The organism is Marinobacter sp. DY40_1A1, from assembly GCF_016597815.1.
Lineage (GTDB): Bacteria > Pseudomonadota > Gammaproteobacteria > Pseudomonadales > Oleiphilaceae > Marinobacter > Marinobacter xiaoshiensis.
The window spans coordinates 202,445-217,096 of record NZ_VCHA01000002.1; the positions used below are offsets into that span (position 1 = coordinate 202,445).

Here is a 14,652-nt window from a genome sequence, read left to right on the forward strand (position 1 = left end):
AGGGCCTCCCGGACACCCTTCGCGAGGCCCTTGTTCGTTCACCCCAAGTGAAGAATGTGACCCCATGGCAAACCAGGCTAATACCCCCGTCCGTCGCGCACTCATCAGCGTTAGTGATAAATCCGGCATCGTCGAGTTCGGCCGCGCCCTTACCGACCGCGGCATCGAATTGCTCTCCACCGGAGGCACGTTCCGCCTCCTGAAAGAAAACAGCGTTCCCGTTACGGAAGTCTCCGACTACACCGGGTTCCCGGAGATGATGGACGGCCGGGTAAAAACCCTGCATCCGAAAATTCACGGTGGCATTTTAGGCCGCAGAGGCACCGACGACGCCATCATGGGTGAGCACGGTATAAACCCGATTGATATGGTTGTGGTTAACCTCTATCCGTTCGAATCTACCGTCGCTGATCCGGATTGCGACCTTGCAACCGCCATTGAAAACATCGACATCGGCGGCCCAACAATGGTTCGCGCCGCAGCCAAGAACCACAATGATGTAGCCATTGTGGTCAACGCATCTGATTACAGCCGCATTCTGCAAGAGCTGGATGACACTGATGGTCAGCTCACCCATGCCACGCGCTTTGACCTGGCCGTTAAAGCCTTCGAGCACACCGCAGGCTATGACGGCGCTATCGCCAACTACCTGGGTGGCCGCACCGCCGATAACGACAACGCTGATTTCCCCCGCACGTTTAATGCCCAGTATGTAAAAGTGCAGGACATGCGTTACGGTGAAAACCCGCACCAGCGCGCGGCCTTCTATGCCGAGCGCAACCCGAAGGAAGCCAGTGTTGCCACGGCAAAGCAGCTTCAGGGTAAAGAGCTCTCCTATAACAACGTGGCAGATACAGACGCGGCTCTGGAATGCGTCAAACCTTTTGCAGACCCGGCCTGTGTAATCGTCAAGCACGCCAACCCCTGCGGTGTTGCGATCGGTGCGGATATTCTTCAGGCCTATGATCTGGCCTTTGCTACCGACCCCACCTCGGCGTTCGGCGGCATTATTGCCTTTAACCGGGAACTGGATGCAGAAACCGCCAAGACAATTATTGATCGTCAGTTTGTTGAGGTCATCATTGCACCAAGCGTCGCACCAGAAGCGGTAGAACTGGTAGCTACCAAAAAGAACGTGAGGCTACTGGCCTGTGGTGATCTGAATGGTGAACGCGCCCAGTCCATGGACTACAAGCGCGTTACAGGCGGCCTTCTGGTACAGGATCGTGACCTGGGCATGGTGGCTATGGCCGACGTAAAAGTCGTAACCACCCGCCAGCCAACCGAACACGAACTGAACGACCTGCTGTTTGCCTGGGAAGTGGCTAAGTACGTTAAGTCCAATGCCATCGTTTATGCCCGTTCGGGCCGCACCATCGGTGTGGGCGCAGGCCAGATGAGCCGCGTGTACAGTGCCCGCATTGCCGGCATCAAAGCTGCCGATGAGAACCTGGAAGTGAAGGGCTCGGTTATGGCCTCCGATGCGTTTTTCCCGTTCCGGGATGGCATTGATGCGGCCGCCGAAGCTGGCATTACTGCGGTGATCCAACCCGGTGGTTCCATGCGGGATCAGGAAGTCATCGACGCTGCCAACGAACACGGCATCGCTATGGTCTTCACTGGCATGCGCCATTTCCGGCACTGATGACACCACTTTATAACAGCTCTTTTTAAACCTACGGGGCAGTAAGATATGAATATTCTGGTAATCGGCAGTGGCGGGCGCGAACACGCCCTGGCCTGGAAGGCAGCCCAGTCTCCGGGCGTGGGCACAGTGTTTGTAGCACCTGGTAATGCGGGTACTGCTCGCGAGCCGGGCGTTGAGAACGTCAACATAGATGCTCTGGATATTGGAGGCTTAGCCACATTCGCATCCGACAACAACGTAGGTTTGACCATCGTTGGCCCGGAAGCACCGCTGGTTGCCGGTATTGTGGATCTGTTTGAAGAGCGCGGCCTGCGCGTCTTTGGCCCCACGGCCGACGCAGCACAGCTCGAAGGCTCGAAAGCCTTCACCAAAGACTTCCTTGCCCGTCAGAAAATCCCGACAGCCGGCTACGGAAACTTCACCGATATAGATGAAGCTCTGGCATACGTTCGTGAACAGGGCGCACCTATTGTGGTCAAAGCTGACGGCCTGGCCGCCGGCAAAGGCGTTATCGTCGCAATGACCCTTGAAGAGGCAGAAAATGCCATTCGAGACATGCTGGCAGGCAACGCGTTTGGCGAAGCCGGTAGCCGTGTTGTGGTTGAGGAGTTCCTTGAGGGCGAAGAGGCCAGCTTTATTGTAATGGTGGATGGCGAGAATGTTCTGCCTATGGCCACCTCACAAGATCACAAGCGCGTTGGTGACGGCGATACCGGCCCGAATACAGGTGGCATGGGAGCCTATTCTCCGGCGCCTGTGGTAACCCCTGAAGTGCACAAGCGCATTATGGATGAAGTTATCTACCCAACTGTGCGCGGCATGGCTGCTGAAGGCCTTCCTTACAAGGGCTTCCTGTACGCTGGCCTGATGATAGACGCCAACGGAGCCCCGAAGGTTATCGAATTCAACTGCCGTTTTGGCGATCCGGAAACCCAGCCAATCCTGCTGCGCATGAAGTCAGACATTGTTGCGCTCTGCCAGGCGGCTATCGACGGAAAACTGGATGAATGCAGTTCAGACTGGGACGAGCGCGCCGCAGTCGGCATTGTACTGGCCGCAGGCGGGTATCCTGGCGACTACAACAAAGGCGATGTTATTTCCGGGTTGCCGGTAACGGACACCGAAGGTGAGAAGGCGTTTCATGCTGGCACCAGCCTGAGCCAGGATGGTAGCCAAGTGCTTACCAATGGCGGTCGGGTACTCTGCGCAACCGCGCTGGGCCATAGCGTTACGGAAGCTCAACAGAAGGCTTACGCACTCGCGAAAAAAATACACTGGAATGGCGTATTTTATCGCAAGGACATTGCCTATCGTGCGATCGCGCGGGAAGGATCATAACGACGCACTGCATACTGAAGCCCGGCCAATGTCCGGGCTTTTTTATAGAGTAATGTACATGCAGTCGCCCAGCCGGCACAAAATACAAACAACCTGGATTCGCCCCACATGCTGAAAAAATCCCATTTTACTGCCGTTGCTCTGCTTTTATCTGTGATGTTGCTCAGCGCCTGCTCCCGCCAGGGCATCTATGAAACAGCCATTGGCTTTGAGCGCGCCTCTGCCGGCCTTGAAGCAGACAATATCACTGTGGGTGATCTGGAGATCGCGTACCTGCGAAACGCCGAAGCAAACAACGGTGATACCATTGTTCTGGTACACGGTTTTGGCGCGAACAAAGACAATTGGACACGCATCGCCCGAGAGCTCACCGACAGTTTCAATGTCTACGCCATAGACCTTCCAGGCCACGGCGAAAGCAGTAAACCGCTGGATTTGGGATACCGTTTTGAAGAGCAGGTCGCCCACCTAGCCGGTATTCTTGAAGCCTTGGGCATCAACGAGATGCATATGATGGGCAACTCCATGGGCGGCGGCATTACCGCCCTTTACACCGCCACCCACCCAGAACAAATTAAATCAGCGGTGCTGTTCGACCCCGCGGGCATCCTGGATTATGAAAACGAAATGGTGGGCATGGTGCTCGCAGGCGACAACCCGCTTATACCCGGCAAGCCTGGAGATTTCGATCGCCTGATGGATTTTGCCCTTGAAAAAAGGCCTTTTGTTCCCTGGCCGATTCTGGGTGTTATGGAAGAAAAAGCCATCGCCAATCAAGAAGTGAACCAAGTAATCTTTGCCGCCATAAAAGAAGTTGGCTTTACCCCGGATTTCCGCAATGCCATTGAACGCATAGAATCCCCCGTTCTCATAGTGTGGGGTAAAGAAGACCGCATACTTGACTACCGCAATGGCGCTGTCTTTCAGAAGGCGATTCCCGGCTCACAGCTTGAGATACTGGAAGGCATTGGTCACGCGCCAATGATTGAGGCACCCGAAGAATCTGCACGTCTGTTCCTTGAATTCGCCAAACCCTTCATATCAAAAGCCGACTAAGTCAATTGGGCAAGAGGTTGTGCCGTTATTGTCTTCAACGGTTGGGGAAAACAAGGTAGCCTTACACGGAAGCTAATTTTTCCCTTAAAGAACCTCCCATGCCTGAAGCTATCTGGATTTCTTTTGCATTCGGCCTTGGCCTTCTGATCAAGTCTGTCGGCCTGCCACCACTGGTAGGCTATCTGGCAGCCGGCTTTGTGCTCAGTGGCCTTGCCTCCAGTCCATCTATTGGCATTTCTGCAGAACCCACAGCGGTACTGGCGCATATAGCTCACCTGGGCGTTCTGCTCATGCTGTTCACCGTGGGCCTCAAGCTTAAACTCAAATCGGTTATCAGCCCGGAAGTCATAGGCGGCAGTCTTCTGCACTTTGCCATCACCTGCTTCGTGTTTACCCCCGGCCTCTATCTGCTGATGGACGTAAGCTGGTACGTAGCATTTATGCTGGCTGTTGCCCTGTCTTTCTCATCGACTGTGTTGGCCGCGAAGGTACTGGAAAACAAGCGCGAACTAAGGGCCTTTCACGGCCGGGTATCCATCGGCATTCTGATCATGCAGGATTTGATTGCGCTGCTGGTTATGAGCCTGGCGGCAGGCCAGACACCTTCGGAATGGGCACTGATTGTCTTTGGCTTGCCGCTGCTGCGGCCGCTGCTGTACAAATTGCTGGACGCCAGTGGGCACGATGAACTGTTGGTTCTTCTGGGGTTGCTGCTCGCTCTGGTTATCGGCGGTTTGGGCTTTCAGTCCGTCGGGCTTAGCTCAGAACTGGGCGCTCTGGTATTCGGTGCTATTCTTGCCAACCATCCTCGTAGCCAGGAGCTGGCAAAGTCTCTCTGGAGCGTGAAGGAAATCTTCCTGGTTGGTTTCTTTCTGCAAATCGGCATAGGCGGCCTGCCCGATACCAATGCCATTATTTTTGCCGTGGTGGCCGCTCTGGTGCTGCCCATAAAGGGCATGCTGTTCTTTTTCCTGATGTTGCTGTTCCGCCTGCGCGCCCGCAGTGGCTTTCTTACCGCACTGGCACTCACCAACTACAGTGAGTTCGGGCTGATCGTTGCCAGTATTGCGCTGCCGGAGTGGCTGGTGCCTTTGGCCATTACAGTTGCCCTCTCTTTCCTTATCTCTGCACCACTGAACCGGCTTGCTCACCCACTGTATGACCGGCTGAGTAATCGACTTGTACCCTTCGAGAGCAAACAACGTCACCCTGATGAATTGCCCATCTCTTTAGGTGACACCCGGGTTCTTGTGATGGGCATGGGGCGTACAGGCACAGCGGCTTATGACTGGCTGAAAATCTCAGAGGCAAGGTTGATGGGGCTGGATTCTGACCTTGCAAAAGTGATGCGGCACCAGAAAGAGGGGCGGAACGTAGTTTATGCCGACGCTGAAGATAAAACCTTTTGGGAAGCACTACACATGCCTTCGCTGGACGCTGTCATTCTTGCCATGAGCGATATAGAAGCAAAGCTGATCGCTGCAAAAAAATTACGGAAATATGGTTTTACTGGCTACATTGTTGCCCATTCCATGTTCGAAGACGAAGCCAGGAGCATTTGCGAAGCCGGCGCTGACGAGGCCTATCTCACCATGAGTGAGACAGGTGTGGCTCTGGCCAGTCATCTTCTTGAACGCTCCCCGGGCACCATGCCCGCGCCGGTTTCAGACAAGGCGAGCTGAGGCCTGCTTCAGCTCAAGGCACAGGTCCGGAAGCCCGTGTATACATCGTTTCTCTGCGGCAGGTACGCCTGACGGTAGGTACCACGAATGAGACTGGATGACGTGGCACAACTGCCTCCACGGCTGACCTTGTGATCCCCGAACTGAAGCGTGGACATGAATGGGTACATGTCGATGCGAAAGCCGTCGTAGGGGAGAAATTGACTACTGGTCCACTCCCATAGGGTGCCGATCATCTGCCGGCAGCCGAAAGGACTGGCGCCATCAGGATAATCCGCCACCGGGTTCTGGGCCATGCCGCTCGCGTTCATATCAGCGCGCCTGGAATCCGGCAGTTCATTACCCCAGGGGAATTTACGAAATTCCTCACCGTTGCGATTGCCAAGCGCCGCCACTTCCCACTCCTGCTCTGTAGGCAACCGCCGCCCCGCCCAATGGCAATAGGCTTCGGCCTCCCAATAAGTCACATGGGAAACTGGCGCATCGGGGTTCAGAGGTTGCCATTTATCGAACAGACGCTCTCGCCACCGGCCTTCGAAGAGGCGCCAATAAACCGGATGCTTTGGCGTTTGCAGCATTGGTTCTGGCAAGCCCTGAGCCAGCGCCATATCAACTTCCGTTCGCAGCCATTTCTGACCACCAAAGGACCAGAGCTCGGGCCTTTGGTAACCGCCGTCTTCAACAAACCCCATAAACTCATGATTGCTCACCAGGCACCTGGATATCGCAAACTCATTCAGGCTCACAACATGGCGAGGCTTTTCGGCATCGAACGCAAAATCCTCCGTTGCGTAGTGCCCGGAATCTCCCGGCATGCCTATCAGCCAATCGCCGGCTGGAAGCAAGGCATCCGATTGCTTTGGGTTGGCAGACATCTCACCCGGCGCCGGGCGCTCAAAGGTTGCCCCGGGTGGTAACGCGTACCCAACAGTCTGGCGGCACCATACCAACGACTCTATGTGCATATTCTGGTGATAGATGGCGTAGCGAAACAGGTAGACCTCCTGATCGCTCAGTTGTGCTTGTTCAATGCGCTGGGCCATTTTTTTGTACACATGGTCGAAGTAGGCCAGGGTCTTTTCAAGGCCGGGAAACATGTCCCGGCGCCACCGATCCGGATGATCAATATGAAACGAGTCCCACAGATCGTCCATGGAAGGGTCAAAACTGGCGTCGCCGTCCAGAAGATTGAACACAAACACTTCATAGAAAAAAGCGGCATGGCCCATTTCCCACAGTGGTGGATTCACACCTGGGTGATATGGCACATCAAGCTGTTGTTCGCCCAGCGATGTAATGAGCTCCCGCGTTCGCTTTCGCGTGTTCTCAAGCTCTGCCAGCAATTCAGCTTTGTGCATTGGCTTTGCCTCCATCATGGTTCCTCAAGCTTGTTTCGTTTTCACAGGATCAGGTCCAGACCAGCATAATCATTGGTACGGCAACAATGGTTACTATGATTGTCAGGGGCAATCCCAGGCGCCAGTAGTCGCCAAATTCGTAGCCCCCCGGCTCCATTACCAGCGCGTTGGACTGGTGCCCTATTGGTGTCATGAACGCACACGAGGCACCAACCGCAACCGCCATCAACACGGCATCAGATGGCATCTGTAATTCGCTGGCCAGGCTCAGGGAAATCGGCGCAACCACAATAGCGGCGGCGGCATTATTTACTACGTTGGATAACAGTGTTGTGCCCACCAGTATCATGGCCAGCACCGAAGCAATCGACAGATTTTCACCCAGCACCAGCATTTGTGACGCTATCAAAGCAGCTCCGCCGGTGGATTCCATCGCCTGGCCGACCGGTATCATGGCCGCGAGCAGAACGATCACAGACCAGTCAATCGCCTTGTAGGCTTCAGAAGCAGACATCAACTTCACCAGAACCATTGCCACGGCCCCCGCAACCAGAGCAACGGGGGCAGATAGCAGGCCGGCCACGATAACTGCAATACTGACGAGAAAGATGCCGGAAGCCATCGCAGTGTTGCGGGGAGAGCCAAGCTTTAACCCTCGCTCAGCCAGTGGCAGGCAACCTAGCTCTGCCAGGGTGCCACTCAGCGAATCCTCAAAGCCCTGCACCAGCAATATGTCACCCGCATTGAACCTGATGTCACCAATGCGCCGCTTGAGCCGTTGCCCCAGCCGCGCTACGGCAACAATGTTGAGCTGGTTACGCTCCCGCAATCTCAGCCGGTTAGCGGTTTGCCCCACCAGAGAAGACTCCGGGGCGATAACGGCTTCCACCAGATACAGCTCGCCTTTGTCTATCCGGGCTGCTGCCTTTTCATCGTCTTTTTCAACGTTCTTGCCATTACCCTCGCTGGCATCGCCAATGACTTTATCTTTGCTTTTTTCAGCGTCGTCTGCGCCTTCATCTTCAACAGCCTGATTCGCCAGTTCAAGCTTCGTTTTGTCGAGAAACACCTGCAAACTGGAGGTGTCGGCTTCTACAAGCAGCACATCCCCTTCACGCAGGATTTTATAGGTAGACGGAACTGCCTGTAACTTCTCATCGCGAATCAGGGCGAGAACAACAATGTCTGCTTCATCTTCTGCTGCTGCCAAAAGGCTGTGCAACGTTGAGCCCGCATGGTTTGAGTCTTTCGGCAGACGAAGCTCTGTCAGATATTCGCCAACGCTGAACAGCTTGGCATTCGCAGAAGCCTCCTCCCTGCGCGGGGTAAGACGCCAGCCAATCAGGGTAATAAAGACGATCCCGGCCAGCGTAATTGCTACACCGACAGGTGCAAAATCAAACAACCCGAAGGTTCCGCTCTCACGATACGAAGCAATGATGATATTGGGCGGTGTACCAATAAGGGTCATGGTGCCGCCTAATAATGACCCGAAGGCCAGAGGCATCAACAGCAGTGAAGGCGAACGCCCTGCTTCCCGGGACATCCAGATGGCTACCGGCATCAATAACGCCAGCGCGCCTACGTTGTTAATAAAGCCGGAGCAAAGCGCCACTACGCTGGTCAGCGTGAGTACCTGAAGTGTAGGCCGGTGGCCAATTTTTCCCAGTAGACGCGCAATGTTGTCCACCACACCGCCATTCACCAGCCCCTGGCTGATCACAAGAACAGCAGCCACCGTAATCACGGCGGGATGACCAAACCCCGCAAACAACTCTTCGGTGGGAACCAGTCCGGATATGGCAACCGCAAGCAGGGCAAGCATAGCCACCACATCAAAACGGATGCGGTTCCACACAAACATGGCGAGGGTGATTCCGAGTACCGCAAACACAATGCCTTGCTCGATACTCAAGGGGCGAACTCCTGTTAATGGATGATCAACAGAATATAACAAAGCCCAAAACAAAAACCCCGCTAACTGTTTCCAGTTGCGGGGTTTTGTACTCCCGGAACAAGCCCGGGAGTGAGGGTGCTATAACCCTGCTACAAACTGTTCTCTTAGAACTGGTTCATAGTGTTGTCGGCACCACCGGCTTTCAGCGCAGCATCACCTGCGAAGAATTCCTTGTGGTCATCACCGATGTTAGATCCAGCCATATCCTGGTGCTTAACAGTAGCGATGCCCTGACGGATCTCTTCACGCTGTACGCCTTTAACGTAGGCCAGCATGCCTTCAGCACCGAAGTAGCCTTTGGCCAGGTTGTCGGTAGACAGAGCCGCAGTGTGGTAAGTCGGCAGAGTGATCAAGTGGTGGAATACACCCGCTTCACGCGCAGCGTCGCGCTGGAAGTTAGCAGTCCACTCGTCAGCCAGCTTGCCCAGCTCAGTGTTGTCGTATTCTGCGCTCATCAGCTTGGCGCGGTCGTAAGCAGATACATCCTTGCCTTCTTCCTGCATGGCGTCGAACACCTGCTGACGGAAGTTCAGAGTCCAGTTGAAAGATGGGCTGTTGTTGTAAACCAGCTTGGCATCGGGAACAACTTCCTTGATGCGGTTTACCATGGCAGCGATCTGACCAACGTGAGGCTTCTCAGTCTCGATCCACAGCATGTCTGCACCGTTCTGCAGGCTAGTGATGCAGTCCAGAACAACACGATCTTCACCAGAACCTTCTTTGAACTGGAACAGGCCAGAAGCCAGACGCTTGGGCTTCAGCAGCTTGCCGTTAGACTTGATTACAACGTCGCCGTTCTCGATCTGGGAAGCATCTTCGATGTACTCGCCATCGATGAAGCTGTTGTACTGGTCACCCAGGTCACCCGGCTCGTTGGTTACAGCGATTTGCTTGGTCAGGCCAGCACCCAGAGAGTCGGTACGAGCAACGATAACACCGTCATCCACACCCAGCTCAAGGAACGCCAGGCGAACAGCGTTGATCTTGGACAGGAAGTCGGCGTGAGGAACGGTTACTTTACCGTCCTGGTGTCCACACTGCTTCTCGTCAGAAACCTGGTTTTCGATCTGGATGCAGCAAGCACCCGCTTCGATCATCTTCTTGGCCAGCAGGTAAGTTGCTTCGTCGTTACCGAAACCAGCGTCGATGTCAGCAATGATCGGTACAACGTGAGTTTCGTGGTTGTCGATCTGCTTGACCAGCTCAGCAGCCTTGGCGCTGTCGCCAGCTTTTTCAGCAGCTTCCAGATCACGGAACAAGTGGTTCAGTTCCCATGCATCAGCCTGACGCAGGAAGGTGTACAGCTCTTCAATCAGACCAGGAACAGCAGTCTTCTCGTGCATGGACTGGTCAGGCAGTGGGCCAAACTCAGAACGCAGAGCAGCAACCATCCAGCCAGACAGGTACAGGTAGCGACGCTTGGTGTTACCGAAGTGCTTCTTGATAGCAATCATCTTCTGCTGGCCGATAAAGCCATGCCAGCAACCCAGAGACTGGGTGTACTTGGAAGAGTCGGCGTCGTAAGCAGCCATATCTTCACGCATGATCTTCGCAGTGTACTTGGCGATGTCCAGACCAGTCTTGAATTTGTTCTGGGCGCGCATGCGAGCAGCGTGCTTAGGGTTAATCGCGTGCCAGGTAGGGTTTTGCTTCACGATGGAAGCAATAGTATCGACGTCTTGTGCGTATGGCATGGTCTCGATCCTTTGTGTGTTGATGAAGGGGGTTAATGATTTGAGCCCGGGCAAAACACCGAGCTGGTTGTCAGCGTTGGCAGTACTTTAATGGCCCAGAACTTATAATTGAAATTTATATGATGTATTTTCAGCATTTATCTTATGAATGCTCAGCATAACTGCTTTATCGAACAAGGTTTCAGGACTGGCACAGCACAACCAGCCGATCCCCAGGCTGCAACTCAAGATATTGCCTGCGCGGAGGATTCAGGAGCAGATGCCTGCCGCGGGCATCTGCGGTAGCACGAAAAACTCCAAGCGCCACTTCACCCTCAGCTGCCAGCACCTTTTCCAGCACATGGAAGTCGGCACTCGCTGGCAGCGGATAGTCATCAGGATTGCTGAACCTGATTTCACCGCCGCCTACTGTAAACAGCTCGTCCAGTACCGCTCTGAGTTCCCGGCGCAAAGCCACCTGCGCCAGAATGTGGCTAAGTATCATCGGGCTGATGAGCACCTCACTCTGGTGACCGTACAGCAGTTGGCGATTGTCCGGATCGCTAAGCTCCATAATCAGCTGCGGGCGCCCGGGCGACTCTGCCAGTATGTCTTCAAGCTGGAGATAGCCCACCATGGTCCGTGCATCGGCCTCTTCCCCAGAGGCCAATCGATCACTACTGAGAAGTATAATCGTGTCGTAGCTCGCAGGGTTGATCCGGCGCAATTCATCCTCAACCATATAGTCGGCTTCGATATGGCTGTACGTATCAAGAAGCTTGTGTTTTTCATAACGGCTGAGCGCTTGCTCACGTTCAGACACTGGCACAACAGAAACAAGATCCAGCAGGGGTTGCCCGGGGCCATAACTGGCGAACTCGGCCATCAGGCTGGGCACCCTGCGATTCCAACCAAGCAACAGAATACGATGCCCCTCCAGCCCTTCGCCGCGCACAGAGCGTTTCGCTTCTCCACGGGTTATACGGGGTAATGCCTCGGCTTTTGGATCCGCATCTGTTTCGGAATAATCCCGGGCCATCATAACGACCCTGTCCTCAGCTTCTATGCAAGTATCAGAAGGAGCAGCCAAACGGATATCCCACCCCTGCTCACTGCTACGAAGCAACCCAAGAATGATTACGTTCGGGCGCTCAGCGGCCAACTCACCAAGAGACAGACCCGCCACTGTTTCCCCACCGCGAACATAAATCTCGTTACCTTCACCCGCTGTGAGCAGTTCGTTATAAATTTCAGACAGGCCGGGATGCAGCACATTTTGCACCATAAGACGGCTTATAGTCGCATTGCCTGCGACCACCTCAATAGGCCCGGGATAAGCCCTCTCAACCACTGGAAGCTTGCGGATATCCTGAATCTCGGCCACTACAAATGGCAGGGGTGCCTGGTACTGTCTGGCCTGGGCGGCAATCGACAACAAGGCTTTAACGGTTTCCACATCCGAGGTTATCAAGCTTCCCGCTGCATACACGGCACTGGGCACAATCACCGCTGCTGCATCAAGGCAGGCGACCCGGTGCAAGGCATCCGGCTGAATGGCGGAGCCGGAACGCAGGATTATCTGCCGGGCGCGGCGCCCGATGCCGGGTTCATTACGCAGTTCATGGACCTGTTCCGCAGAAGCCTCTTCCGATAGCACCACCAGATTAAGCTTCTGGGTGTCATGTTTTTCCAGGAATCGGCGCATACGCCCGGATGAGCCCAGCAGCTCGGACAGCAAAGGTAGCGTTTGGCTGGTCCAGCCCAGCACGACCACGTGCTTTTTCAGGGTAACTGGCGTAAGCCCACGCTCAAGCTCTGCCATTTTGGCAATCAGCCAGCGGGTAAGAATGGCCACCAGAGTGCCCATGAACACCACATAACCGCTGATGGTCAGGAGCGTTGAAACAAACCGCTGCCAGGTGCCCACATCGTCACCCAGATAACCAGGGTCCGTCAGGCGCAGAAATGCCCACCAGACAGCGGACCCCGGATCGTCGAAGTCACCGCCTTGAGGGACAACCAGAAGGCCGCCAATCAACGAAATCAAACCGATAAAAACACCCACCACCAAAAGCTGAAAGCCCGCCCCTTTTACGAGCTGCCGTTCAACAATAAACTTCACTCTGTCGACAACGCGAAACGGCAACATGGCGTTTTTTTTCATCTCTGGGCTCCGGTGAGCGTTGGGGCCTGCTTAGCCATGGATGACAAAGGCAGCGCAAGGGCCTCTCGTAATGTGGGCGCAAACTGCAACACGCCCTCCACCGGCCCAAGGCCACTCCGCGCGAGCGCTCGCTGGGGCTGGGATTGCAGGTCGGCAATTACAATACGAGTACCGTCTTTCTGGCAGGTTGCAATCAGTTTGTTGAGGGCAGACAGGCCACCAGCATCCAGAACGGTAACCCCATCCATATACAGAATGATTCCCTCTACGTTGCGGGACAGCTCCGCAAGCTCGCCAAAAATACGGTCCGCCGCTGCGAAAAACAGCGGGCCATTGATTTTAAACACCCGCCATCCTGCAGGCAGGTTTTCATCACTGACCCGCTTACCGGTAGTGATGTCTGTAACCTTGGTCATCTCTGCCATTTCACGCATGAATAGCACCGCTGCCAGCAGAACGCCGGTGGTAATGGCAATAACCATGTCCAGTGCCACAGTGAGGGAAAAACAGGTGAGGAAGACCCACACATCGCTGCGTGGCGCTGTTTTCAGCAGGCGCACCGCCTTGGGCGCTTCGCTCATATTCCAGGCCACCATAATCAACAGGGCTGCCATGGCAGGCATGGGTAAATAGGCCAGAATGCCCGCCAGCGATACCAGGGCTAGTAGTACCACCATGGCATGGATCATTGCGGCGACCGGGGATTCGGCGCCAGCGCGGTAATTAGCTGCAGAGCGCGCAATGGCGGCTGTTGCAGTAATGCCTCCGAAAAACGGCACAATAATATTACCCAGCCCCTGCCCCATCAGTTCGCTGTTGGCGCTATGGCGCTTCCCCGTCATGCCATCAAGCACCACGGCACAGAGCAGGGATTCGATCGCGCCAAGCATGGCAATGGCAAAAGCAGCCGGTAAGAGTTCCCGCACCATGCTCCAGGAAAGCCCAAGGGCGTTACCACTGGCATCCGCCTGCTGCCAAGGCCAGGCAAATTCCGGCAAAAACGGCGGGATGCCTGCACCCGTGCCACCACCAGGCAACAAATAGCTGAAGCGCGACCCAATCGTATCCACTGAGGCACCATTGGCGTTTAACCATATGGCAATCAGACTACCCACAATCACAGCTGGCAGGTGCGGCGGAACCGGGGTTCTGAGCCGTGGCCAGATCAGCATAATCGCAAGCGTAACCAAGGCCACCAAAGCGCTCATGCTATCCAGCGCAGGAAAGCTCTGCGCCAGCACCGCCAGCTTGTCCCAATAGTGCTCCGGCATGCTCTCAACAGACAAACCAAAAAAGTCATTCACCTGCAGAGTTGCAATCACCACGGCAATGCCGCTGGTAAAACCAAGGGTGACCGACTCAGGAATGTATTCGATGAAACGTCCCAGCCGCATGAGTGCCATAATGACCAACAGCACACCCGACATCAGCGTGGCGAGCAAAAGCCCTCCGAGACCATAGGTTTGAGCGATAGGATAAAGAATAACCACAAACGCCGCCGTGGGGCCCGAAACGCTGAACCGGCTACCACCGGTAAGGGCAATTATAAAACCGGCAATGAACGCTGTATAAAGACCGTACTGAGGCGCAACGCCACTGGCGATCGCCAACGCCATGGCCAGTGGAATTGCAATAATGCCCACGGTAACGCCAGCCATAAGATCCCGCAGGAACCGGCGGCTGTTGTACGGCTGGTCAATGCAGGCTTCCCGGAAGGCATGGGCAAGCCGGAGAGAAAAAAGATGGGCGCGATGGGGCATACTGGCCTCGTGTCTG

9 protein-coding genes are annotated in these 14,652 nt (G+C 55.0%); 4 read left to right on the forward strand and 5 right to left on the reverse strand.

The annotated features are described in order from the left end of the window. The first annotated feature begins 64 nt into the window (after positions 1-64). The 4 genes from purH (at position 65) to FFI61_RS06855 (ending at position 5,724) form a co-directional block, all read left to right on the forward strand. A complete protein-coding gene (purH, locus tag FFI61_RS06840; RefSeq protein ID WP_200369729.1) occupies positions 65-1,645 on the forward strand; it encodes a bifunctional phosphoribosylaminoimidazolecarboxamide formyltransferase/IMP cyclohydrolase in 1,581 nt (526 codons plus the stop codon). A gap of 48 nt (positions 1,646-1,693) precedes the next feature. Continuing rightward, positions 1,694-2,986, forward strand: coding sequence for a phosphoribosylamine--glycine ligase (gene purD, locus FFI61_RS06845; protein WP_200369730.1), 1,293 nt, complete (start codon positions 1,694-1,696; stop codon positions 2,984-2,986). Positions 2,987-3,094: 108 nt separating this feature from the next. Then, on the forward strand, positions 3,095-4,042 hold the full coding sequence (locus tag FFI61_RS06850; RefSeq protein WP_200369731.1) for an alpha/beta fold hydrolase: 948 nt from the start codon (positions 3,095-3,097) through the stop codon (positions 4,040-4,042). A gap of 98 nt (positions 4,043-4,140) precedes the next feature. Further along, the gene (locus FFI61_RS06855) at positions 4,141-5,724 is read left to right on the forward strand and encodes a cation:proton antiporter family protein (protein WP_200369732.1); all 1,584 of its coding nucleotides are present in this window, start codon (positions 4,141-4,143) and stop codon (positions 5,722-5,724) included. Positions 5,725-5,732: 8 nt separating this feature from the next. Here FFI61_RS06855 and senA read toward each other — a convergent pair whose 3' ends face one another. From senA to dauA, 5 genes are all read right to left on the reverse strand, one after another. Continuing rightward, entirely contained in the window at positions 5,733-7,082 is a 1,350-nt protein-coding gene (gene senA, locus FFI61_RS06860) for a selenoneine synthase SenA (RefSeq protein WP_200369733.1), read from the reverse strand. Positions 7,083-7,131: 49 nt separating this feature from the next. After that, positions 7,132-8,997, reverse strand: coding sequence for an SLC13 family permease (locus FFI61_RS06865; protein WP_200369734.1), 1,866 nt, complete (start codon positions 8,995-8,997; stop codon positions 7,132-7,134). A gap of 146 nt (positions 8,998-9,143) precedes the next feature. Then, entirely contained in the window at positions 9,144-10,733 is a 1,590-nt protein-coding gene (locus tag FFI61_RS06870) for an isocitrate lyase (protein WP_200202173.1), read from the reverse strand. 181 nt (positions 10,734-10,914) lie between these two features. Then, complete coding sequence (locus tag FFI61_RS06875) at positions 10,915-12,861, reverse strand: CASTOR/POLLUX-related putative ion channel (RefSeq protein WP_200369935.1); 1,947 nt, start codon at positions 12,859-12,861, stop codon at positions 10,915-10,917. Positions 12,862-12,872: 11 nt separating this feature from the next. Next, a complete protein-coding gene (dauA, locus tag FFI61_RS06880) occupies positions 12,873-14,636 on the reverse strand; it encodes a C4-dicarboxylic acid transporter DauA (RefSeq protein ID WP_200369735.1) in 1,764 nt (587 codons plus the stop codon). Positions 14,637-14,652 lie beyond the last annotated feature (16 nt).